This is a genomic window from Paenibacillus sp. J45TS6, from assembly GCF_018403285.1.
Classification (GTDB): Bacteria; Bacillota; Bacilli; order Paenibacillales; family Paenibacillaceae; genus Paenibacillus.
In genome coordinates this window covers 13759-38764 of the sequence record NZ_BOSJ01000026.1, presented here as the reverse complement: position 1 = coordinate 38764, position 25006 = coordinate 13759, and the positions used below count along the sequence as shown (strand labels likewise).

Here is a 25006-nt window from a genome sequence, read left to right as displayed (position 1 = left end):
ATGGCTATGAAAAGAATTTTAACTACTTCACAGCGTGAACAACTTCTTTCTGTAGACCACTTATCAGAAGAGGATTTTAAAGCGTATTTTAGTTTTTCTGATTATGATCTGGAGGTTATTAATCAACACCGTGGAAAGGTCAATAAACTAGGATTTGCGATACAACTTTGTTTGGCCCGGTATCCTGGGTGTTCTTTAAGTAATTGGCCGATTAAATCAACCAGACTAACTTCTTATGTGAGTCGACAGCTCCATCTTGATGCAATTGATTTAAATTCATATGATCATAGAAATACACGTGCAAATCACTTCAACGAGATCTTAGAAGTATTCAACTATCATCGATTCGGTAGTGCTAATACACAAAAACAGTTAATAGAATATTTAATTGAACTAGCTTTAGAAAATGATGACTCTATCTATCTAATGAAAAAAACAATTGATTTCTTAACTCGAAAAAGAATTATTTTTCCATCTATAGCTACACTTGAAGACATTATAAGCCGCTGTCGAGATAAAGCAGAAAACAACTTATTTTCAATATTGCTCTGTTCATTAACAGATATACAAATTGAAAAACTAGAGAGTTTGTTTCAAATTTATGAAGAGACGAAAATAACTAAACTCGCTTGGCTAAAAGACATTCCAGGTAAGGCAAATCCAGAAAGCTTTATGAGTATTTGTAAAAAAGTGGAAGTGATTGCTTCCATGGGACTCGGGACAATTAATGTCTCCCATATTAATCGGAACAGGTTTCTTCAGCTAGCTAGACTAGGGGAAAATTATGATGCATATGACTTCTCCCGTTTTGAGCTTGAAAAAAGATACTCTTTACTTATTGCTTTTTTAGTCAATCATCATCAATATCTGATCGATCAACTGATTGAGATTAATGACCGCATTTTAGCAAGTATTAAACGCAAAGGGACACGTGATTCACAAGAACAGTTAAAAGAAAAAGGAAAATTGGCTACTAAAAAATTGGAACATTATGCTTCTTTAATTGATGCTCTTCACTTTGCAAAAGATAATGATAGTAATCCTTTTGACGAAATTGAACGAATCATGCCTTGGGAAGATTTAGTACAAGATGGAGAAGAAGCTAAAAAAATTACAGGTAATAAAAATCATGGCTATTTAGAAATGGTTCGAAATAAAGCTAATTACCTCCGAAGATACACGCCAATGTTATTGAGGACCCTTTCGTTCAAAGCAACTCCGGCAGCAAATCCAGTCCTCATGGCCCTAACTCAACTAACTGATTTACACAATAGTGGTAAAAGAAAAATACCGGCAGATACTTCTACTGATTTTGTGAGTAAAAAATGGAAAAGCCTTGTTCGGCCAGAAGAGGGGAAAATAGATCGGTCTTACTATGAGTTAGTAGCTTTCACCGAGCTAAAGAACAATATTCGATCAGGAGATATTTCAGTTGAAGGAAGTATGATCCATCGAAATATTGATGATTACTTAGTTGATTTATCTGCTTGTATTGATTCAGAAACTATTCCAGACACGTTTGAGGACTATTTAAAGGATCGGGAAATAATTTTAGATTTACAGCTTCAATTTTATTCGACAGTTGATAAGAGAATTTCAAGAGCAAACCTTAAAAAGTTGGAAAAAGTTACACCTAGCGAAGCAGAAATATATAGAAAAAAACTTTATTCAATAATTCCTAAGATAAGGCTTAGTGATCTTTTAATTGAGGTGGACAGTTGGACCAACTTTTCACAAGAATTTAGTCATGATTCTACAGGGAAACCGCCGAGTGAACAAGAAAGAAAAATTATTTTTGCTGCTTTGCTGGGTTTAGGGATGAATATTGGTCTTGAAAAAATGGCCCAATCAACTCCTGGAATTTCTTATTCTCAGTTAGCCAATGCCAAACAATGGCGCTTTTATAAAGAAGCTCTGACTCGTGCTCAATCTGTTTTGGTTAATTATCAGTTAAAGCTTCCTGTTGCAGACTTTTGGGGTGAAGGAAAAACCACTGCTTCAGACGGAATGCGCGTCCCAGTGGGCGTCTCAGCTCTAAAATCCGATGTTAATCCACATTACAAAAGTATGGAAAAAGGAGCTACAATGATTCGATCAATAAATGATAGGCATACGACTCATCATATCGAGGTTGCTTCAACTAATACAAGGGAAGCTACTCATACCCTTGATGGCCTACTTTATCATGAAACAGATCTAGATATTGAGGAACATTTTACTGATACAAATGGGTATTCTGATCAGGTGTTTGGAATGACCGCATTACTAGGCTTTGATTTTGAACCTCGCATCAGAAATATAAAAAAATCACAATTATTTTCTATCAAATCACCTTCCTACTACCCTAACTTATCAGAAGATATAAGCGGAAAAATCAATGTAAAAATTATTGAAGAAAACTATGATGAAATTAAACGAATCGCCTATTCGATTCAAACAGGAAAAGTATCTAGTTCTTTACTATTAGGAAAGCTAGGCTCATACGCACGTAAGAATAGAGTAGCTCTTGCACTGAGAGAACTAGGTCGCATTGAAAAGAGCATTTTTATGATAGATTATATTACAGATAGTGAGCTACGGCGAAGGATCACTCATGGACTAAATAAGACAGAAGCGATTAATGCTTTAGCTAGAGAACTATTTTTTGGGCGACGCGGAAAATTTATGGAGCGCGATATTCGCCGACAACTTCAAAGTGCTAGTGCGCTTAATGTGTTAATAAATGCAATAAGTATATGGAACGCCGTCTACTTACAAGCAGCTTATAATTATCTCGTCAAAATAGATCCCGAAGTAACTAAGTATATGAAGCATGTATCTCCTATTAATTGGGAGCATATCACTTTTCTTGGAGAGTATAAATTTGACTTGTTATCTATTCCTAAACACTTAAGAGAATTGAATATAAAAAATAAATAGGCCTTGAAACATTGGTTTAGTGGGAATTTGTACCCCTTATCGATACAAATTCCCACTAAGCGCTCGGGACCCCTTAGATGAACTCATTAACCAGTATAGTAGAAGTGGAAAACAAAAAGAGAAGCCAATTGTTTGACTAATCGACTCTGGGTGAAGAACTTTTTCCCGGATCCCTCGATTTTTGAGCTTAACATTTCATACAGAATAACGGATTCTATAAATAAATGATGAAGAAAAATGGCCAGGAAGGAGCCAGATCATGCAAACATGTGGGTATTGTGGTTCAGCTGTTGAACCCGTCGGTAAGGGGCTGTATTGCTTATTTTGTGATATGGAAGTCTACCGGGATGAGGTGCAAGAAAACGGGATGAGAAGGCCGCTACGAGCTGAGAAAGTAGTGTTTCTGTCAGCTGCAGAGCGACCGACACAGGAACTTATGGAAAAGGACAGTTATTATTTGACCTTACTACTAAAGCTGGTTCGCAATGAACGCAAGCGCACATACAATCTGCTCCGAGTGGTTAATAAAGGAGCCGAATTGCAGCCTGGAAAATTTAAGTCCGGACAAAATGAAGGTGCGAAGAATTACCAGTATTGGACACGAAAAGCATGGATTATTGAAAACATTTTACGCGATAGAGTGGGTTACTATCCGATAAAAATTACGGATAACATGTTAAATAGCATCATTGAGCAAATGGAGGAAAGTAATCAAAAACCAATGACATTTTCTCCAAAGTAATTGTTCCAAAGCAGCGAGATTACGAACAATTTCAACATTTAAATTTAAGTAACCTAAAAGGGATTGTAGCATTTGAATTTAAGTAACTTAAAAGATTTCAATATCAGGAATTTAAGTTACTTTAATATTTTTATTCAATTGATTCTTTCGTATATATGAAGGTTTATGTTAATATATTTTTTTACAGGGAAATAGTAGAAAAAAAGGGAGTGCGTTTTTTAATGGTGCCATTAAATCTTATTGTAGGAACATTCTTGTATCGGGTTATCACAATAGTTGTAGCATTATTACTTTATCGGATAATATGGGAACGATATTTTAATAGATAAGATGATATGAAGACATTATACTTTCTTGATTAGTTGATGCGATTTAATTGAAAACACCTACTTATTTTTAATAATGATCGCTATGGTGTACTTTTTCACCTAGCGATTTTTTGTTTTTAATTATAATCATTTAGATTTAGAAAGAGATCATCATCAAAAAATTCCGAAAGAGTGATTCCAAATCCATTTGCTAATTTTACAAGTGTAATAATCGTTGGATACTTAGATCTTCCAGACATAATCTCTGCTACTGTCGATTGTTTTACATTGGATCGTCTAATCAATTCGTTTATTGTCCAACCTTTTTCTTTGCATAGAAGACGGACTCTTGTGGTTATCGCCTCATTAATCCCCACTATAGTGACTCCTTCCAACATTAAATTTTTTATGACTTTTAAATATTATGATCATTTGAAAATTGATCCTAAAATCCTATGTATGTAAATTTTAAATTTATAATTTTGTTTTAGTTAAGGGTGTCTCAACAACATCATATTAGCATCTGTCCTGCGTTCTAACAATGTTTCTCCTTGGAAATAAAATAGGTAACTTAAAATAAAATATTGTGTTTTAATTTAAGTAACTTAAAATAATTTCATCATTTGAATTTAAGTAACTTAAAAGGGTGTTCTCAAGGAGAACACCCTTTTTCGGCTAATCTTTCATACGAGAAGTAAACGCTTGTCCTCCAATACCTGGAGGGAGTTTTCGGCGTTTTTCTGTTGCTGGTTTGGCAGTTGTAGCTTCTATAGCAGGCTGCTGAGTGCTTTGTTTAGGGGCTGGAGCAGCAGTAACATCTTCATTTTTTGTGGCATTTAAGAAGTAAATAGCAGCAAATTTGAGGAAACCAGCTTGGCTACCATATTGCTTCATGGCTTCTAGGATATCTGCATGCTTTTTTTCATTAAAAGTGACTTCGACCCGTACTCTATCACTCAATGTTTATCACTCCGATCTTAAGCCGTTACCATCGATTTTGCGTATTTGTAAAATCCTAGGGCATTGGCAATTTCTGCATCTTTAACAAACTGTGCGTATGGGTATTGGCTTTTAACTTCCTCTTGGTTAATTAGATTTGACGTTCCACCAGTTAAAAGCATTGTATCGTTCCGTAGTGTAGCTTTTAGAGTCGTGCTAATTATATTAAGTACATCCCTCGTGTATTTGGTAATGGCTTTATTAACATAGGGTGTAATATTAAAGGATTCATTTTTATTTGGTTTAAAGAAATATCCTTCTAATGGATCTGAATTGCGAAGGATCATCTCGACTTCATAAGAGGTCAGACCCTTGATTCCTGAGTCAGTAACCAGGTTAACAATTCGATCATAGAGTTCGTATGCTCCGCTTGGTTTTTGAGTCCGTGGATTGCTTAGATTCATGTTTTTTAATGTATCAATCAGCATTGTACCACCGCCGATATCTACGACGACGACTTGCTCTTCTAAAAGGCTCGCCTTTTCTTCAACGATAAACCCATCAATGTCTAGCACTTCATTATAAGCCGTTCCGACTGGCTGTGGATTGACAATAACTTCTTTGACACGAACATTTAAACTGATGTCGTCAACTTTGATATTATGATCACCCAACAAAGTTTCCGTAAGAGCCTTTACTGCATCTTCGGTAAAATCGTCTGTTGGTACTCCAGTCGTTACGGTCACTTCTAGTATGCCTGTTCTTGCTTCTTCATAGTCAATAGCTAGCTCAGCTATCGACATGTCCGCTAGCACCTTAAATTCGCGGCGGGAATAGCGATCCTCAAAGCCAATCGTACTAATAAACTTTTCTTCTGCATGAACTAAATGCAGATCCGTTCCCCAGGCATAGGCGAATTCAGCATCTTTGCTAGATACGTATTTTTTTATATGTAGCTTGTCTTTAGTATGGAGCGCTGTGCGCTGATCTCCTAGATCGTCATAGTCCAGATAGTGAGAGGGTAGTATTTTAGCTCCCAAACGTTCTACTAGAGTTTTAGATTCACCCTTCTTTTTTTTACTAGATGCGACACGTTGCTGTTCTAAAGTCTTTTCAGAGATTAGTTTCACTTGCTTATTTCCTAGATCTAACGAGAAAATAGTCATTTTTTTCTCCCTCTCTTTATTACCGGTATTTTTACGGTACAGTTACCGCTCTACCTGCTATGTTACCGGTAATATAGCGGTATGTCAATAGAACACATCGAAAAAAGTACCGGTAATATACCGGCACTTTTTAAATCTTAAATAGTTTATACCCGGTAATATACCGGTATATTATAAATGAAAAAAAAGGCGCATTTCGTTGAAAATGCGCCTTTTGCTCATTTATATGAATCAAAAATGCTTGCAAAAATGATAGAATAGTGGCAAAATCATGATAGAAACAGAACGTATCTACATCTACTAACTTATAAATTAACTATCGGTTTTACATATAAAACAAAAAAAAATAAAGCACCACCACTTTTTTATAAAAGATTTCCGTTTGGCGACCGACTTCTTTTATAAAATCACAGGAGATTGTGCTTTACTTTTTTAAAGCTCTATTTGAGGTTCAATAATAACTTAACCTTTTTGTTAGGTCTATTATACCCTAATTGCGAAAAAAAAGTAAAGTATAAACTCTTATTTTCCTATTGCCTTTTTTATAGGCAGGTGGTGCGGAAATAGGAGTTTTCTTATGTCTACAGTGCAATCTAAGGTGCCGCAAGGCCATATATTACGTCGTTTTTTCAGATCGCAAATTCAAGAGGTTCCCAGCAAGCACAAACAAGCAGGTGCTGGCAGGGGATATGATTTTGGTTGGATTTATACCAGCCAAGATTGCCATACATATAATGCATGCCGGTCATATGATACATTGGCATCGCAATCTGAGAGTAACACGTACTACACCCCAAATACATTTTACCGCAACGATCGGCGCGCTCAGGAAACCCTTCGCTGGCTAAATGCTGTTGTTTTGGACGTTGATACCAAAAACGGCCAAAATGAAGGGCTAATCTTGCCTGATCTTTTAGATCGCATTGGTGCAGCTGGTTTGCCGCAACCTTCCCTTATTGTCCGGACACCTTCAGGTGGATTTCATGTGCACTTTATTTTAGATCAACCTCGTAAGGCTTACTCTAATGCTGTACGCCATTATCAGTTGCTTCAGCGTACTATGGCCGAAGCAATTGGTGCTGATCTTCAAGCAATCGGTGCTGAACGATTTTTCCGGATTCCCACAGACAATAACATTATCTTTCAAACGGATTCTACTGTTTCATTTGACGCTTTAAATGACTGGTACTGGATTAACCACGTAGATAGCCGTACAAGCTATTCTAGGGCTTCTGGACACGCTGATTTAAGTGGCAGAGGGATACTAAAGCATCCAGCCTTCCAGGCATTGCTTCAAGGAGTACAGGTAGGTGCCAGAGATAGGGCAGCTTATACTTTGGCACTGGCTTTTAAGGTGGAAGGGTATTCAGACGAAGAAGCTGCTTCAAAATTACATGCTTGGAATGAACTCTTGGATAGTCCTTTGCCATCTTGGCAAATAGATAAAAAAATAAAAAGTGCATACCGTGAAGGGGCGAAAAAAGGCCCGAAAGCATCCTTCGTCACCGAGCTATCTGGAATCCCATTTAAATATGGGTCTATTTGGGAGCCAGCAAAACCAAGAGAAGAACGAAAAAACAGCCATTTTGACGAATGGGAAAATGACATAATCCAATCTCTAAAGGTGTTGCCTGGAAATGAAATAATAGATTCACAACGAAAATTAGCCGCTTATTGGGGCATGTCTTTGTCGTCTTTTCAGCATGTAATTCGCAGTTTAATGGAATCGGAACGTATCACCGTAGAAGTTACCGGTAAAGGACGGGCAGCGAAGACGATCATTCGTCTTGTTTCGGGAGCCTTGGAGGAAGCTGCTGAACGTACTAAAAACAACATAGCCCCTGCTACTATAACAAACAGTTTGAAAACAGAAAGTTTAAATGTACCAGACTCCAATACACTTATTCTAGATACGGTGGTGGGTGGGTCCGGCCTGTTGGTTTGCCGTTTCATGTATGTGCACTTTTGGCTGCCTGGGTCTGATCCTCCTTGATCGGATGTGCCTTGTTTTTTCCGTGCTTGTTGTCTGCCTCTTATGGTCTAGTTTTTGTTCCCTCTAGTTCTTCTGTTGCATACGGGTGCTATTTTATGTCTGTTTTTCTGGGAGCTTGTATCCAATTTATGGTCATTTTTTACATTTTACTGGAAGTTTATTGCCCTGCTTTGATATACTAAAGGTGTAACTAAGCCGATACAAAAGCTATTAACTATAGCATTAATTAAGCTGTCGACTCTATACTATCTTAGTTACTAGTGATAATTGACGATATGCCTTACTGCTACTGGGGAGCGGAATCCATCCACCACCCGAAAGCAATTCCTGACCCCACCTACACAACGTCCGTAGTTGGGGTCAGGAATCACGGGTGGTGGATGGATTCTAAGTTAGTATGGTGAGTGAATGTGATTTAAGAATTTAAAGATTTAAGAGTTAAAGAGGTAGAGGAGGTAGTAAGGGAGGGGGGGATGAGTGATAAGGAAGAGATAGAAGATGAAGAGATAAAAGAGAAAAGATGAAAGAGAAGGAGTTATAGGTGAGGTTGTGAGTTAGTGTGGAGGTGGGAGTTAAGTTAGTGCGGAGTATTGATGTGAATGTGAGGTTAGAGTTACTTTAGAGCGGATCGTGGAGAACATTTTTGCGGGGTACTATATTGTTTGTGGTGAGTGCTACGTATAGAAATAACAGCGAGGTAGTAGCGAATTTACTGCAGATTGTGACAGGTCGTCACAGGTCCTGGATATATATTTTCTGTTCGTAAACGTGACTTTTTAGGTCTTTGATGAACAGCGATAATTGGTGATTAGTTATAGCCTTAGTTACGTTTTTAGTTACACTATTGGATCTACAGCTCATAGGTAGATGAAATGGCTGTATGAGTCATGGTTTTAAGTGAGAGCTAGTTGCTGAGTGTTCCCATTAAAGTAGGTCGCCATGTATTGTTGATTTGGGAGACAGATACCTAATAATGTTCACTTACAAACTTCGACTAACAAGGCTGGAAAATGATGGTTAACTTATGACTTTAGTTACGCTATTAGTTACTGCCTAGAAACGTTTAGGGTTGCTAAGCAAAATTTGGTATAGTTAGAAGGAGAGTGATTTAGACAACGAACGGGGGGCGCTTTTTTGTTAAGTAAATATACGGACTTTAAGGAGAAGGATTTAGAGATTCTACGCTTCATTTTGAAGCATGGAATTGTCACATCAAAGCAAATCCAAACCCACATTCAAGAGGATGGTATCCATAATGTGTACCGCAGACTGAGGAAGCTGGAGAAAGCAGGAATGGTGTGGAAGAAAAAGCTTGCACTTACGTTAAACGTTTATTTTCCCAAACGTGATGCTAGGGATTTCTTAGACTACCCTGTTACAGTTGCAAATGATACAACGTTGTATACAGCGCAGCATGATTTGATCATTAATGATTTAATTTTGCATTTGAAAGCGCAACTGAAAAATCAAAAATTCGACTATAAAACCGAACGGGAATATCGCTTTGAGTTGCTAGAAGATCGAGGTAAAGCGGAAATGCTTAAAAAGTGGAATGAGATCCGCGAAACTTTGCCCGACTTTGTCATTCTGTTAGCGAATCACACGATAGCCGTTGAAGCCGAACTGAATACAAAAACGGTATCCAGGCTGCAAAAAAAGATTGATTTGTATGCACGAGAGATCCGTGAGGGGAAATATACGGATGTTTGGTATTTTGTTCCTAACGGTACGGTGGGTAACGCTATCGAACGTGCGAAGGTTCTAGTGGCAAAAGAGTGGGCAAATAAAGCCCGTTCTGCAGAAACCGAAGCTGGCGTGAATGTATTTAAGCAAATCGGCGTGAAATCCCTACCGGAAGAGGTAAGGGGCTGAACATGTGCAGCGAAGTGCTGACGACGATCAACTACTACAAGGCAGAGGAAACGATGAGGAAGCCAGGACGGTAGGACAGATAGCAATTGCTGTGATCGGGCTAGTGGCTGCGTGTTTTACTTTATTTGCTCTTATAGCAGCGGCGCTAATTTATGTGGGAGTCGTGTTTGGGATCAAAAGGAAATGGATCTTGTACACACTCCTGCCAGTGGCTGTACTTGGTTTACTTATCATCCATGGTACGAATGAATGGATGGCTTTACTGGGATTTATGTCCTGGCTTGAGATCCCGTTCGTTACCCCACTAGCAGAAGAATACTTGAATCAGAACAAACCGTTTCCCATTAATGCTTACAGCTATTTAGGGACGTTGTCCTTAGGGATCCTGATAGCCAATGCAGCGCATCCATTTATCGAATACTACCGAAGTAAAATCATCAAGTCGAAGCATGATGGACTTAGGAAGCGAAAAAAAGAACGTGAATACCAAAAATTCCGACTAAACAGAGAGAAATACTTAAATAAAAAACAGCTACAATTTCGGAAATCCAACTCAGCAGAAAATTTTATTGGATACGACGAGTTTCAGGAGCGAGTGGCATTGAAAGCGCATGAGCCAAACCAGCATATATTGGCCGTTGCCACAACTGGCGGTGGTAAAACCGTTCTGATCGGAACGAACGTGGAAAATGCATTACGCCAAAACAAGCCTATTATCTTCATGGATGGTAAGGGCGAACTGAAATCCATGCTGGAATTTAAAGAAATGTGTGAGAAACATGGGCGCAAAGTCCACATGTTTACAGACATAGACGAACTTTCATTTAACTTTCTGCGGCATGGATCTCCAACGCAGCTGCGGGATAAGGTCATGAACTTATTTGAATGGTCCGAACCTTTCTATAAAACAAACTGTTCCAGATTTCTGCAGCTGGTTTTTCGGATGCTTCGAGATTTTAACCAGCCTATAGAACTTGAGACGGTATACCAATTTACAGCAAAATCTACAGTTGCACGGTTCCTCACTGAACAGACAGAACGAGCAAAAGTGATGGTTGAGGTTAGCAAACCAATAAAACCAGCTAAGCTTGTTATAGATCAAGAACTTCCTCCAGAAAATCCCCTAGAACCAGCACAAATAGAGGAACCGGAAGTAAAACCACAACCATCCACTGAAATGAATAGTGAAGAAACTACGAAACTGCAGGATGATGAAACATTACCAGCAGATCCGGATTTTGATTCTCTTGCTTCCCTTTTTGGGATCCAAGATGCATTAGAACCGAATGAGCCTAAAGCTATGCTTGAACCTGAGGAATTACCCGAGCAGCCTCCAAAGGAAGACGCTGAGAATGCTCCAGTCATTGATTTACTAGACGAACCTACTCCAGCAGAACCAGAAGAAGAAACAGCTTCAGTGAGAGCAAGCGAGCTATTTGAAGGGCTTGAAGATGATGATGCCGAGGATTCAAGTGAGTCCGAGGTTCAGTATCAGATAGAGTGGAACGAGGATTTGAGAAGAAAAATCGATTATTATCGGGATCGCTTTTTTGGATTAGAAGAAGAGGACGACGATAATGAATCTTCCGGAATCAATTTTACTACACTCACGAGTTTACGTAATCAGCTGGGCGAACTCATTGAATCGGATCTAGGACACTTATTTGTAGAAAGAGAGAACGGCATAGATCTCAAAACGATTACAGATAACAACGAAGTTGCGATATTCTCCATTTCAGGTAACAAGTATAAGGACTATATCAAGACACTTGGCCGTGTCGTCATTATGGAAGTGAACACCTTGGTAGATTACCGCCAAAAAGAAGGCAAGAAATCTATCATGTCCGTTTACGACGAATTTTCAGCTTATGTCAGCCACGAAGTGGTGGATGTTATCAATAAGAGTAGATCAGCTGGTTTTGAGTGCCTGTTGTCTGTACAAGGGTTGTCAGATATTGATGCCGTTGATCCTGTCCTTACAAGGCAGATCATCAATAACTGTAATACGTACATGATAGGCCGGGTTAACGATCCGGCAGATGCAGAAGTACTTGCAGCTGCATGCGGTACTTATGAAGATGCAGATATCACCAGTCAGGTCGAAAAGAATGTTTGGAAAAAGCGGTTTGAATCTGAAATGGGAACGGTACGAATGGTACAGCGCTACCGGGCACATCCGGATGATATTCGCGGACTTGGAACCGGAGAAGTTTTCTTGTGCCGGAAGACCATCGATCAGGAAGGAGCACCTTATGTAGCCCGTGTCTATGTTCGTAATGCACTAGATCTTACCGGAATCGGTGCTTAAATACAGGAGGTGTAACTATGGCGAAAAGTTTAGCCAAGCGGAAAGCTGAGGCTGATGCGCCGCGGCAAGAAAAAGTGTCTGCTATGGAGCAGAGTAAACGGTTTTTTCGGGTCTTACAGAAACCGAAGGTAGAAGAACGCAAAGCCTATCGCCCACGTGGATATCGTACAAGGAAGTTTGGAACGATTGTTTTTTGGATCATGTTTAGCTTTGTGTTTCTGGTATTTTTCTTCTCCACGCTGAATCCGTCAAAGCAAGAGGAAGTGAGCGCAGGAGCTGTGGAACAAACTCCAACACTAAACCCGGCCACAACGACTACAGCTGTTCAATACGCCGAGAACTTTGCCAAGGAGTATTTTACTTGGAAGCCAGGAAGCGAAGCACTGGCCAAGCGTCAAAAGCGTCTCGCGCCATATCTAGCTGAAGGTATTGATCCACACGCTGGTTTAGAGCCCACTTCACTAAAAACCACATCGGTTTTGTTATCATCGGAAATCGCCAATATCGAGGAAAAGGGCGATAACAAGGCTTACGTTACCCTTAAGGTGTATCAGAAGATTGGTATACCAAAGGAAGTTGTGACAACAGACGAAAAGACGAAAAAGGAAACGACAACCACGAAATATGAATCTAAAGAAGTCAGTAAATTCTTTGTTGTACCAGTTGCTTATGCTCAGAATTACGGAATCTATGATCTGCCAAAATATACCTACATCAATCCGCAGACCACCGTTGTTGCAACAAACCAGATGGCTGGCCTTCAGGACGTAGCAGAATCTGAAGTGAAGCAAAATATCCGAAATTTTCTAGATACCTTTTTTGGTTCTTATGCTGCAGATCCTGCTGACAAGTTAGCGTATCTGCTTGAAGACGAAGATCATCCAAGCGGCTTAAATAAGCGCATGAATTTTGTGAACGTTAAAAATTCGCAAGTTTATCAGGGCGAAACTATGGAAACTTATATTGTCTTTGCCACTGTAGTGCTAGAAGATCCCGTTTCTGAGGACCGCTTTATAACCAATTATAGACTCGATATTAAACAAAAAGATGGACGCTACGTTGTAAGTAAAATAGACCAACAATAGGAGGAATCAATATGAATATTGGTTTTGATGGGTTGCTAGACTGGGCATCAGAGCAAGGAGCAAATTTGATCTTGGTTGCTGCTATTTTCTTCGCCATTGTCCTTGCCTTTAAACGTCAGTTTATCGGAGCTATTGGTACATTTATGGTGCTGCTAGTTGCATACGCAATTGTGGCAAAACCAGAGGTCTTAGGGAGAATTTCGGAGTGGGCTACAAAAATGGTCGGCATAACTTAAGGGGGCATTCTTTATGCAGCAGCGGAAAGATATGTTTGTTCTCAATGAGTTTTTGAAGTTTGAACGCAAGCTGTATCAGTTTGCTGGTTTTAAAGTCGGGCGTCCTCTCAAATTAAAGTCTATCGGCTACTTTTTCGGTATCGCCGCCATTATGGTTGTTTGGTATTACATTCCTGTACTGAATATACCTCTAAAAATAATTCCGAGTTCTCTTTTAATTGCTGCACCGTTTATGCTTACGTATCTCCTTATCGACGTGGGAACAGAGAACCGATCACCTATCAAGTTTGCAAGAAGTATGTTTCTGTATCACATGCGTAAATCAAAACGTGTCACGTATTTTAAGGGGATGGAGCTTGACCGGCCAAAATCATACGGTTTTGGCGGTCAACTTTCTACAAGAGAATATCGGCTGAGAAAAAAGAAGAAACGCACCAATTATCAATTTAAAGGATACATGACCATGCGAGATTAGAGGAAGGAAGGTGAGCAGATGAAGGTTTTTACCGAATTCCCAACCAAACATATTGAAGGAAACCTAGCCTTTGGGCGGGATGGAAGTGTATGGGCTTATTATCAGGTCGAAGGTTATGGGTATGACTTCAGGGATTATGTTCAGAAGATACACCCTTACAATAATCAGCTATCTTATTATGTTGAAAATATGAGTGATCTCCACTTTCTTATGATCCCGTCCCTTACGGATGTAAACGGGATTTTAGATGAAACGATAGAGGACATTAAACGAAAGGATTATCCTCTGAAGGAGAACGGAATTGATTATTTTGAGAGACTAAAACAGACGCTCAGTAATCAACGTGCTTCCCGGGAAACCAACGAATATCATACCTATATTGGGGTACAACTTGATCCCAAAAAAAATGAGTTTAGGAAGGTGGGTAACACTGGATTAGCACTCGTTGCTGGACTATCGGATTTCATCAATGGTTTTAAATCACCTGTGTACCGTGCAATGGGACTCGAACCTAACGATATATTGAAAGTAGATATTGAGCAGTACAAACATCAGGCTGAAGGACTGCGAGAAACGCTTAGTCAATCGATGTCTTCACTAGTACGGATGCTGAGTAAGGAAGAAACTCTTTTTCTGATTGAGCAGAACTTTAGCGTTACGCCTAACGATACGAAGCTGCGGAAGGGATACGAAACCAGTATAGACGTCTTTGGTGTCGATGGAGAGCGCAAGGAGCATGAAGCTCGCCGCGGGCGCGCGCAATCGTTTTATGAGCTGCAGAATGCAGAAATTGAAGAATACGATCAAAAGACGCTCAAGCTTTATAAAATGGTCGACGAGGAAATTAAGGAAAGTTATGTCCAGTACCTGGTTGCCGATAAAATGACTCCACATAGTCTTCATCCAGGGTCGGAATGGATGTTCCATATCCAAAATCGTCTTCGATTCCCGGTTGCTGTGTCTGTCAAAGCGGGCCTGCTTCGGAACGATCAGATCATTAAAAACCTTAGTAACGTAAGGCTTTCCTATGAAGATCAGCGGCAGGAAGCTCAAAAGGGAGACAGCAGCATAGATCTCAACACCGAGAAAGCGGAGAGCGGCGCTATCCAGATGGAAAGCAGGTTTACGGATACTGGCTATCCGGCATATGGATGTAGTTTTGTTTTCCGTGTATCTGCGAAAGACAAAGATCAGCTGCGTGTGAGGGTAGATGAACTGAAGCGAGAAATGCAAGCTTTCGGTATCCACTTGCTTAGTCCATACGGGGAAATGATTGCATATTTTATGGAATTCATTCCGACAAGTCCGCGAATTAATAGTGATTATATTCAGTATGTGGAACCTACGAAACTGGCCGGGATGATGTTTGGTGCTACAACAAATATCGGTGACAATCGCGGTTTTTATATCGGGCAGACGCTCAAGCTTAACCGTCCCGTATTCATTCAGCCGGACCTAGCAGCAAAAGCATATGAAGGCGTAAATAACGTGGTCGATTCCTTAGCTATGATGATTGCAGGGATGACCGGAAAAGGGAAATCATTTTGGGCAAATCTCTACACCTATCTATGTGTACTTACGGGTTCGCGCGCACTGATTATCGATCCAAAGGGGGACCGGAAAGGGTGGGCAGAGGGCTTACCGTTTATTCCGCCAGATTTTATTTCGGTCTGGACACTCGGAGCAGATAAGCGGGACGCAGGGTGTCTCGATCCGTTTCGTACAAGCGTATCTGTTCAAGAAGCGAAGGACATTTCTTTAGACATTCTTTCATTCCTATGTGATCTCAATTTGGGAGATCCGGGATTCACGAGACTAAGTGAAGCCGTAGAACATGAGGGAGATCAGCATGATCCGTGTCTTGGAGGGGTGCTACATTACTTCAAAGGACAACTTGACATAGCAGATATGAGTGAACGCAACCGTGAAGCCGTTCAGGGGATTGTAGAAACACTCGAGACATTGAAGCGCACTCAGATTGCTGGGTTACTCTTTGGTGAAAAGGGCCAAGATTACCGGGTCCTGGAGGTCACAAAACCACTGCAAGTGTTAATGGTGCAGAACTTGAAGTTACCGCGCGGTAACAAGGCGCCACGACCTATTGAGAAGATTTCCGAAGCCATATTGATTTCGATTACTTCCTTTACGAAGCAATACATGCTGGAACAAGATCGATCGATTCATAAAGTCATTATGCAGGATGAATCCAAGACGATTGAAAATTCATCGGAGGGGAAAAATCAGATGGATTTCATCGTTCGTATGGGCCGTCACTATAATACGACTTTGGTTAAAGGGACACAAAATGCGACGGACTATGACGAGGATGTATCTAATATGGGTATGAAGTTTTGCTTTGCGCTGAAAAAAATTGAAGAAGCAGAAGAAATGCTGAGATATTTTGGGCTACCCGTTACACCATCCAACCTAGAATACCTTAATAGTCTGGACCGAGGTACGGCGCTGTTCCAAGATATTTATGGCCGGACAGCAGCAGTCCGGATTCATCCCGTTTACAAAGAGATTGAGGAAGCTTTCGATAGCTCAACCGCGACCCAAGAAGACCGGGAGTATGAGCGTGAACGCCAAGAGAAAATACGAATGGGGGTATGAGCATGCAAACAAAACGGATTACCTTTTATGCGAGCTTCTTAAGCCTAATATTGTTGTTTTTATTCCTAATCGGATGCTCTAAGCAAGGGAATACGGAAGCATCTGCTGATGTGAAATCAGCGGATGCTTTGGCTCTAACCTATATTCAAGCTAGTGTTGAGTTTGATGATGATTTATTTAAGACCATTTTATTACCGGAGCAGCCTAGATACAGAAATTTAAAAGAAGGAGAGCACACAAAACCTGGAGCTTTTGAAGAACTTGGGGAGAAATATTCCATCTTTCGTTACAGTGAGGAGCCGAACGAAAAGGGACAAATTTTTTATAGGGTAAGTTATTTTTTAGACAATCATCAAAAGTATTTTTTCGATCTCCTAAGTATGAGTAAAGTGGATGGTGAGTGGAAGATCCGAGAAATCGATGAAGAGGAAATGCTAAGAAATGCAAATCCAGATGAAGCGATCATTGTCCACAAAAGTGATAGCGGGGAGTGATCGGAATGAAACGCTGGCTTCGATATGGCATGCTTGTTTTTATCTTTTTTGTGAGCTGTACACTGCCAATAGCAAACGCAGCCGATCCGGATAAAATTTTTAGCAACAATATTTCGTCAAATCTATTTAATACTGACCACGAAGTAACCAGCGATGGATCTCCAGCCTATTACCAAATTGATGTTACTTCAAAAACAGGAACCGAAGAAGACGGTAACGTTTTTTCCCAAGCTTTTTCAACGGTTGGCAGCTGGATATCAGGGGATGCAGTTAAGGATTCAATCATGGCACAGTTTTATGAAGCGATGAACTTTATGGTCAATATCTTATTTAAAATGAACTTATACATGACCAATGCCATGTTAACTGTTCTTGATTATGCATTTGATTTTGATGTAGTAAATACGCTAATTGAGCGTATTGAGGGAGTTATGCAAAGTTTAACAGGCATCTCCTCGATGAGTTTTAGTAGTTTGGGACTGTATGGAAAGTTAATTGGAATCATCGGGATTTCTATTGGCTTACTATTTGCTTATCAGTATTTATTCAAGAACGCACAAATTGAAGCCGTCGGAAACTTGGTGAAGACATTTCTAATTTTGGTGGTTACGCTGTTGTTCTTTAGTAACTATGCTACGGTGCTGAAGGGGGCTAATTCTCTTACGACCGAAGCTTCGGCCATTATCATGGGAGCTGGTTCGGGTCTTAGTGAAGACGGTACAACAAGTGGAAGGCAAAGCATGGGCAACAATATGTGGGATCTGTTTGTACATCGTCCCTATTTATATATGCAATATGGCACAGATAAGGAAAGTGAGGTAGGAGTAAGCCGGGTTGATGAATTATTGAGTAAGCCGCCCGGACAGGATAGGCAGTACTATGTTGAACAGCAAGAAGTGAGTAAATTAGGCAATGGAATGATGACTTACGTACAAGTACCAGAGCGCTTAGTTTTTACTGGACTGTATACCGTAGTTAACGGAATTACTTCCCTTCCGATATTCGCTCTAGCGCTACTTATCATCGTGCTGCAGTTTTGGTTCTTGGCCGTGGCCGCACTCGCACCATTTTATTTACTCATTGCAGCATTCCCGGCGGGTGGCGGTGTATTTCGTAGGTATATGGAAGAACTGGCCTTGCCGCTTATTCTTAAACTGGGTGTATCGTTTATAGCGCTGATCGTGTTCACCATGTCCGAGATCGTATATCAGGAAGGGAACACTGATAGCATCGGATACATTGCCGTTGCCATCATCGAGTTTGTTATCCTGGTGCTTATCTTTTTGATTCGTAATCGCTTAATTAGAATATTATTTGCTGGCAACCAGGTTGCACGTCAGCTAGCGATAGAAGCATCACAGCTCGATCGCCGGATGAATGGGGCTAGATATAAGGCGACTCGCGGAGCTGCTCAAGTAGCAGGAATGATGGCGGGTGGCCCAGCGGGGGGAGCTGCGGCTGTAGCGGCCGTAGATAGTATGGAAAATGGTAGAGATCATAGCTCCGCGGCGGCACTAGAAAATGAACGTCTGGATGCTACAGATAATAATGCTGCTTCCAGTACGCTTACAGATAACAGTTTTGAGGATATTCCTCCGCTACAATCAGAAAGTTTAGGAGATCCACCACCACTAGGAGCTAGTGGAAGCGGGATGAGCACCAGTATGATAGCAGGGGTGATGGCTGGATCTACTGGAGATTCGAGAGCAGAAGTAGCTGCCACAAGCTCCATGAGAGATAGGGATACAGGTACTGCACCGCAAACAGTATCTCTAAACGATACGAAAGGAAAAACTAGCGCTACGGGAGACTTAGCGAGCTCGCGTAGCACAACGAGCGGACAATTTCCTGAGAACGTTACACCGTTATACGGAAATTTAGGTGTATCAGGGAACACAGGTTATGAGGACGCTACTACTAGACCTAATCATTATTTCACGGGTGATGGTAGTTTGAGGAATCAATCGGAGTCCTTAATCGGCGGACAAGGATCTTCAGATCGTCAAGACTATTCAGGTTATGATGCTTCCTTGTTTTCATCTATGCCGATGGAGGATCAAGCTATAGACTCGCGGCCACCTCATAGCACAGCTAACAGCGGACAAGCACCACAGACCGTACCTCTGAGTGTCATTCCTAACAAAGAACAGCTACATTCAGAACAAAACCAAGGGAGTAATCAAAGAAGACAGCAGCAGGAGAATTTCCGAACATCCAGGGGGATAGAGTCACTTGGAAGTGGATTTCAAAATCGCCAAACAGGACACCTAGAGCATCCCATACCTATAAGATCAGGGCAGCAGGAAAACCGTGTACAAAGTATACCGCTACATTCTTCAGGTACTCAGCAGGAGAGATCCCGAACCCGAACATCTAAGAGGGGAGAATCACTTGGAAGCAGGGGTGTAGATCGTCAAGCTGAAAATCATGAGGAATCCACACCTATACGTTCTGGAAAACAGGAGAACCGTGTACAGAGTATACCGCTAGATCCTCGTAATAGAGGGAGCGATGAGTCATGAAGGAACGAGTAATGAAATGGCTTGGGACGATGATTGCTTTAGGTATGATTGCCTTACTTATTGGGTCAATCATTGAAGGAAATCGGATTGAACAAGAAAAGGCTACTGAAGAGAAGCAGCAGCCTGTCACCGAGGAGAAGCAAACTGTTCGCAAGTATTCCCCAAATGAGGAAGCGGAAGCAAAGAAGCATGCTGAAGAGGTGACTGCTCCAACAGAAGAAACGCAGATGGAGATCCAAAAGGTTATTCCGGAGTTTCTGAAGGTGTATGTACCTTTCGACATTGAAAACCCAAATGACTTTTTGAAGAAGTCTCTACCTTATGTAACTGATAACTTGTATAAGGTATTAGAGCAGGAGCAGCGCCGGGGAACGCTAACGATTGTTAAAACGAAGGTACTTAATGTAGAGCTGGAACCACAGAAAGAGGGACTGGAGGAACAGTGGTGGAATGCAGATATTGAGGTAGAGCATACCGATCAGGACGGCCAAACGAGTACAAGTACGTTAGCTTATATCATTAAGGTCAACATGATTGATGGTAAATGGAAGATTGATGATTTAGCTGTACGTTCAAGGGCGTGGAATTCATGAAGAAATTCACTATATTTGGTGGTTTGGCCGTAATACCGATACTTCTTATTGGATCCTTATTTGCAATTATGTTAATGGTCATGATGTTCAGCAGCTCCGATTCTGAAGGTAATTATGGGGGCGGGGGATGGGGGAGCGGAATTATATCTTCTTTGGGTGAATCTGAGATCCCAGCGGAGTATATTCCAATCTATCAGGCGGCCGCAGAAAAATATGGAGTTCCTTGGAACCTCTTGGCGGCAGTACACCGAATTGAAACTAGGTTCTCTACGTTAGACCCTATGATTTCGTTCGCTGGGGCAGAGGGTCCGATGCAGTTCATGCCTTGTACTTTTATCGGTTGGGGGCATAGCTCTTGTAGTGGTTCAGGGGCTGGGAACTTCAGTGCTGAAGAAAAAACCAGTTTGGACTTAATCTCTAAGTACGGGGGATATGGCGTAGATGCAAACAGTGATGGCAAAGCGGATATGTGGGATTTAGAAGATGCGGTCTTTTCCGCAGCAAATTACTTGGGAAAGAGCGGAGCGGCTTCTGGTAACATTGAAAAAGCACTATATCAATACAATCACAGCCAGGAATATGTATCAGAAGTAATGAAATACGCTACGCTTTACGTGACAGAAGGATACGATGCTATTATAATTCCGCAACCTGGTAAGGCTGGGTTTAGTCGTCCAGTCAACGGTGAAGTTACTTCCGGGTTTGGCCCACGTACTCATCCTGTTACTGGCGAAGTAGGAAAACCACATGAGGGTGTAGATTTTGCTTGTTCCTATGGACAACCGATACCTGCATCTAAAGCCGGAAAAGTGATTATGGCTGGCTGGCAAAATGCAAGTAATCCAAGTGAAGGTTACGGTCAGTATGTACGTGTCGATCATGGGGGCGGCTATGTTACTATCTATGCGCATCTGTCTTCCATTAAAGCTCGTGCTGGTGATCAAGTATCTGCAGGAACTGTGCTTGGTGGATGTGGGTCAACCGGCAGCAGTACAGGGAACCATCTACATTTTGAGATCATTATAAATGGTGTAAAGGTGAATCCCTTGCTATTTGTAGTGGGGTAAGAAACGCTCCCTCGAATTGTATGTATCCTGACTTTTAACTTAAAGAAATAGCAACTAGTCGTTTGATGAAGTGACCTCTAAATGATAGACAATATTACTATGCAACTTGTTGGGTATGAACTTGGTATTACCAAGCTCATGCCTTTTAATTTTGATTTAATGCTGGTTCATTTACGAATTGCTTGGTCATAATAGTTTCTCTACAACTGAAGACATACGACGTATGGATCGAATGAAGGAGGATTTCGGTGAATAATCAATTACAATATATTTAATATGAGTTATGATTAAATAGATATTGAGGTTCGTGAATACATGATGAATGTAATGATATACGTAGTTCAGAAATATAGGTTAGATACTTTCCACCATCCTTATTCTTATATTTTCCACCTATGTTACTCACATATATTGGTTTTCTGCCAATATTGGTTACGTTGTAGCTAAGAATATTTGATTTAATTACTCGTCCGTCTCCAATAATATCTGCTATTGAACAAACAACTTTTAACTTTCCTCTGTCATTAAAATGTAAGTAGATATTCCACAACATGCAAGAACACTTGAGAGTATTGCTCCATAAATTGCAATCCAGTCCTTCAATTCAATCACCATAGAATCACCTCGTGTAAATGGTTTAAAGTTTTCCAAGAGGTTTCGTATAACTCTTGTGTATTCACAAAATGATTCGGCCTTAGATAGCTCTTATCTTAGGCTGAATCATTTGTTGTCGAAGTTCTTTCCATGCTTATACATCTGACAACCTAGGAGTGGTAGCCCCGCAGCGTGAATATTTTGTTATACGCAGTTGCATCATCTTCGATTAACATACTAACTCTTCATGAAGTACCAAAAAATCTCTGAATAACAGGCTCCATCGCTGCACCTAAGATGAAAATGATAATTGACCAAATAATTAACAACAGTGGTAAGCTTCTTACTATTTCAATTACTCCTAAAAAACTTATTCCATATATCTCTGTTTTCTTTGACTCTATCTTGGTGTTATCTTGTTCTAGTAAATTCAATATTCTATCAATCATTTCAACTTTCCTCATAGTTGACATATGTAGCTTTAAATAGTCCTTATTTTCAAATGCCACAGCTTCTTCTTTACCGGTAAGAGTATCTTTTGTGGAAATTGAATTTAAATGTGACATATTAAATAACTGTCCTGCTGGTTGATGATCAACAAAATTATAAGTATATAACTTACCTAAAATTCAATAAATAATTACCATCTTTGTTCCTGGATATCTTTGAGAAAACACTCTCAATTTTAGTTTTAGTAAGTTTTTTTGTTTTTCTATAGAAGTAGGCATTTTCTGTAAACATCAAATTATTTATCATTCTTCATTTGACTTCCCCTCTAGAGCACTTACTATTTCATATAGGGACCATATAATCGTTCTCTTTTCTTACCAGGACAAAAAACGTTTCTAGATGAGCTTCCAGCAGAATTTTCTAGTGCTTCAAAAAGACATGCATGTAGGAAAAAAAACGCGAGAGTTACAATTGTTCATTGGCGGTTGCCACTTTTTATCCTCTCTGTACCCATCACACTTAAAAAGAACACGATAATCGACGTACCTCAAGATGGCGTAATATTTAATTATAATTAATGGTAGAGCTACCCAGCAGAATAATATTAATAACATAGACCATATGTGAAATAGTTCCACAAATTTGAAAATGATTATGTTTTTTTACACTAATCATTGGTTTGATGAATCTCCCTTATCAGCCCCTAAACTAATCGCCAACGAAACTAAAACTAACATGTCAATTAGTATCCAAGTATCTCTGGTGAAATTGATTGGAGTAATAGGATTAAATAATACAGCAATACTTAAATATCCATATCCATATCCATTTTTCATTTGTTTTCTGAATTTCTCAATTGTTAGATATACAGAAGCAACAAAAACAAAGACTCGAAGAAACTCATAATATTCATAAGGTTGTTTGAGAATCCCCAAAAAAATGACCACGATCAATGCAATCTTAATCCATTCTTTCATATATAACATCACCCAATATGACCGTTATTGTATGCGTTAACAATTAAGTATAAGATGTTCAAAATAAGCCCAATGATTCCTTTTACCAATCCAGAGTGGGTCTTATTGTTATGCTTCATTATGGCAATAATTGATACTATAATTCCGATTACCGGAATTATTCCAATAAAATACAAGAATATAGAAACAACACCTATCCCTAATGCCCAGTCAGATAGTTTGTTGGATTTTTTCACAGACTTTTCAACGCTATTTGTCGGATCCAAGATAGTGCCTCCCAGTGTTATGATTTTAGTTAGAATTTTGCCAGCTCCCTAAGTAAGTAGCAAGAAATTACTTATCCAAGTTTTGAATCCCGGTATTTCAACATATTCTGTACTGTTTCTTTAGATAACACTGTGTCAGAAAAATAACCCAATCTTACCCCGGCTCCACAGATGGTGCACATCCAGACCGGTCCATTCATTAATCCAATAGGTTCCCATTGCCCGCCCTTACCTGATACTTGACCACAGCTAATGCATTTTTGTTTCTTTGTTAAGAAAAAACCAATCATGCTCACGTTCACATTCCCCCTACCTTAAATTACATTTACATTTTATTCTTTACTGATTCGATTTTTGTTGAAGTTATCCTACCCGTCAGCAAATCGTAAGCGGCTGCTTCTATTAGAGTCCCTTTTTCTGTTTTATATTTGGAATTAATCATCATGATTGAGATATCTCTAAATCCTAACCTGAAAAGCCACATTTTTAGCGTTAAACTCTTCTTACATTTAGAATAATCCAACATATGATCCGCTCTCTTCGCATTTTCGTATAACTAATCATAAAGGAACATAGGTTCTTATTTAAACACACAAAAAAATAGCAGCTTCTTTTGCTAGCTTATTGAAGGATCCGAAATGCATGAGCTGCTTGATGGGAGCAAAGCAACGCGGAGCGGACATGATGCAGCCATGCCATCCCTGATTTCCCATCAAAGCGCCCTTAATCTTAGCTCCGTGCGGGTTGTAAAGCGAGGGACAGGAACATAGAGCGCCTTATCCGGAATGCTTTACACCGGTTAGGCGCTCTAACCCCGCAGCGGTGCACAGCGACTCTTAGGTGGCCGATCTTGCCGCATTAGAGCTGCTAGCATCAGCCCTAATGTCTAAATCTCTTCTATTTGACTCTTTTCACCACTTCGTATAAGCACCTCAGCTGAAACGAAGCTAAAAGCTCATTTAAGATCCGGGAAACTACTCTTCACTGAGGCTTGGTTTAAACCAAGCAACCCAAATAGAAAATTTACCACTATGCACCAATTTTTGGATATGATAGACTATATCCTGTTCTCAATCATTACTATATAAGGAAAGTAGGGGTAAAAATGTTGGGGTTTATTTTTACTATTCTCGGAGGCTATACAGTATATAGATTATGGGATGATAGTCTTACCTTGGCTATAATTACAATCGTTTTGACCATTTATCAAGCGTCAACATTATTTAATATGAATCGGAATGTTGAGACAAGGTGGGAAATAATTCTGAATTTGGTAGCATCTCTAGCGATTTTAGGTATTTTCATTACATCTTTTTTTATATAGTGCAAAAACAAATAAACAAGAACACAGCCATATAATATTTTGCTTTAGTCTCATCTATATCTA

At 40.0% G+C, this 25006-nt stretch carries 20 protein-coding genes; 13 read left to right on the top strand and 7 right to left on the bottom strand.

Annotated features, from left to right (window positions below; all coding sequences use genetic code 11):
- Together KJS58_RS23075 and KJS58_RS23070 are read left to right on the top strand one after the other, a co-directional pair.
- Positions 1 to 2919: a Tn3 family transposase gene (locus KJS58_RS23075; RefSeq protein ID WP_001240982.1), complete on the top strand. Its 2919-nt coding sequence runs from the start codon at positions 1 to 3 to the stop codon at positions 2917 to 2919.
- A 259-nt stretch (positions 2920 to 3178) separates the two neighbouring features.
- The gene (locus KJS58_RS23070; protein WP_191805318.1) at positions 3179 to 3661 is read left to right on the top strand and encodes a hypothetical protein; all 483 of its coding nucleotides are present in this window, start codon (positions 3179 to 3181) and stop codon (positions 3659 to 3661) included.
- Between the two features lie 445 nt (positions 3662 to 4106).
- On the opposite strand, the gene KJS58_RS23065 is transcribed toward KJS58_RS23070, so the two are convergent.
- From KJS58_RS23065 to KJS58_RS23055, 3 genes are all read right to left on the bottom strand, one after another.
- The gene (locus KJS58_RS23065; RefSeq protein WP_191804971.1) at positions 4107 to 4346 is read right to left on the bottom strand and encodes a helix-turn-helix domain-containing protein; all 240 of its coding nucleotides are present in this window, start codon (positions 4344 to 4346) and stop codon (positions 4107 to 4109) included.
- A gap of 298 nt (positions 4347 to 4644) precedes the next feature.
- The gene (locus tag KJS58_RS23060; protein WP_191804974.1) at positions 4645 to 4929 is read right to left on the bottom strand and encodes a hypothetical protein; all 285 of its coding nucleotides are present in this window, start codon (positions 4927 to 4929) and stop codon (positions 4645 to 4647) included.
- A gap of 17 nt (positions 4930 to 4946) precedes the next feature.
- Positions 4947 to 6074: a ParM/StbA family protein gene (locus KJS58_RS23055; protein ID WP_191804976.1), complete on the bottom strand. Its 1128-nt coding sequence runs from the start codon at positions 6072 to 6074 to the stop codon at positions 4947 to 4949.
- Between the two features lie 577 nt (positions 6075 to 6651).
- Between KJS58_RS23055 and KJS58_RS23050 the strand changes: the two genes are divergently transcribed.
- The 11 genes from KJS58_RS23050 to KJS58_RS25740 all read left to right on the top strand — a co-directional run bounded on the left by KJS58_RS23050 (position 6652) and on the right by KJS58_RS25740 (position 21332).
- Positions 6652 to 8067, top strand: coding sequence for a primase C-terminal domain-containing protein (locus tag KJS58_RS23050; protein WP_191804978.1), 1416 nt, complete (start codon positions 6652 to 6654; stop codon positions 8065 to 8067).
- Between the two features lie 1134 nt (positions 8068 to 9201).
- A complete protein-coding gene (locus KJS58_RS23045; RefSeq protein ID WP_191804980.1) occupies positions 9202 to 9939 on the top strand; it encodes a replication-relaxation family protein in 738 nt (245 codons plus the stop codon).
- Between the two features lie 4 nt (positions 9940 to 9943).
- A complete protein-coding gene (locus KJS58_RS23040) occupies positions 9944 to 12247 on the top strand; it encodes a TraM recognition domain-containing protein (RefSeq protein WP_191804982.1) in 2304 nt (767 codons plus the stop codon).
- A 17-nt stretch (positions 12248 to 12264) separates the two neighbouring features.
- The gene (locus KJS58_RS23035) at positions 12265 to 13332 is read left to right on the top strand and encodes a conjugal transfer protein (protein WP_202033002.1); all 1068 of its coding nucleotides are present in this window, start codon (positions 12265 to 12267) and stop codon (positions 13330 to 13332) included.
- 11 nt (positions 13333 to 13343) lie between these two features.
- Positions 13344 to 13568 carry a hypothetical protein gene (locus KJS58_RS23030; protein ID WP_202033001.1) on the top strand — a complete coding sequence of 75 codons (225 nt, stop codon included), beginning with the start codon at positions 13344 to 13346 and terminating at the stop codon, positions 13566 to 13568.
- A 13-nt stretch (positions 13569 to 13581) separates the two neighbouring features.
- Entirely contained in the window at positions 13582 to 14043 is a 462-nt protein-coding gene (locus tag KJS58_RS23025) for a TcpE family conjugal transfer membrane protein (protein ID WP_191804988.1), read from the top strand.
- Between the two features lie 18 nt (positions 14044 to 14061).
- Positions 14062 to 16656, top strand: coding sequence for an ATP-binding protein (locus KJS58_RS23020; RefSeq protein WP_202033000.1), 2595 nt, complete (start codon positions 14062 to 14064; stop codon positions 16654 to 16656).
- Positions 16657 to 16658: 2 nt separating this feature from the next.
- Entirely contained in the window at positions 16659 to 17150 is a 492-nt protein-coding gene (locus KJS58_RS23015; protein ID WP_202032999.1) for a hypothetical protein, read from the top strand.
- A gap of 5 nt (positions 17151 to 17155) precedes the next feature.
- A complete protein-coding gene (locus tag KJS58_RS23010) occupies positions 17156 to 19672 on the top strand; it encodes a CD3337/EF1877 family mobilome membrane protein (RefSeq protein WP_202032998.1) in 2517 nt (838 codons plus the stop codon).
- Positions 19669 to 20265, top strand: coding sequence for a hypothetical protein (locus tag KJS58_RS23005; RefSeq protein ID WP_202032997.1), 597 nt, complete (start codon positions 19669 to 19671; stop codon positions 20263 to 20265). The genes KJS58_RS23010 and KJS58_RS23005 overlap by 4 nt, the downstream gene beginning before the upstream one ends.
- Positions 20262 to 21332, top strand: coding sequence for a peptidoglycan DD-metalloendopeptidase family protein (locus tag KJS58_RS25740; RefSeq protein WP_202032996.1), 1071 nt, complete (start codon positions 20262 to 20264; stop codon positions 21330 to 21332). Before KJS58_RS23005 ends, KJS58_RS25740 begins: the two co-directional genes overlap by 4 nt.
- 839 nt (positions 21333 to 22171) lie before the next feature.
- Here KJS58_RS25740 and KJS58_RS22995 read toward each other — a convergent pair.
- The 4 genes from KJS58_RS22995 to KJS58_RS22980 all read right to left on the bottom strand — a co-directional run bounded on the left by KJS58_RS22995 (position 22172) and on the right by KJS58_RS22980 (position 23915).
- On the bottom strand, positions 22172 to 22492 hold the full coding sequence (locus KJS58_RS22995; protein WP_202032995.1) for a hypothetical protein: 321 nt from the start codon (positions 22490 to 22492) through the stop codon (positions 22172 to 22174).
- Positions 22493 to 23047: 555 nt separating this feature from the next.
- Positions 23048 to 23353 (bottom strand): DUF6804 family protein, encoded by a 306-nt coding sequence (locus KJS58_RS22990; protein ID WP_202032994.1) that lies wholly within the window; start codon positions 23351 to 23353, stop codon positions 23048 to 23050.
- Positions 23354 to 23361: 8 nt separating this feature from the next.
- On the bottom strand, positions 23362 to 23619 hold the full coding sequence (locus KJS58_RS22985; protein WP_213535843.1) for a hypothetical protein: 258 nt from the start codon (positions 23617 to 23619) through the stop codon (positions 23362 to 23364).
- A gap of 71 nt (positions 23620 to 23690) precedes the next feature.
- A complete protein-coding gene (locus KJS58_RS22980) occupies positions 23691 to 23915 on the bottom strand; it encodes a hypothetical protein (RefSeq protein ID WP_213535841.1) in 225 nt (74 codons plus the stop codon).
- Positions 23916 to 25006 lie beyond the last annotated feature (1091 nt).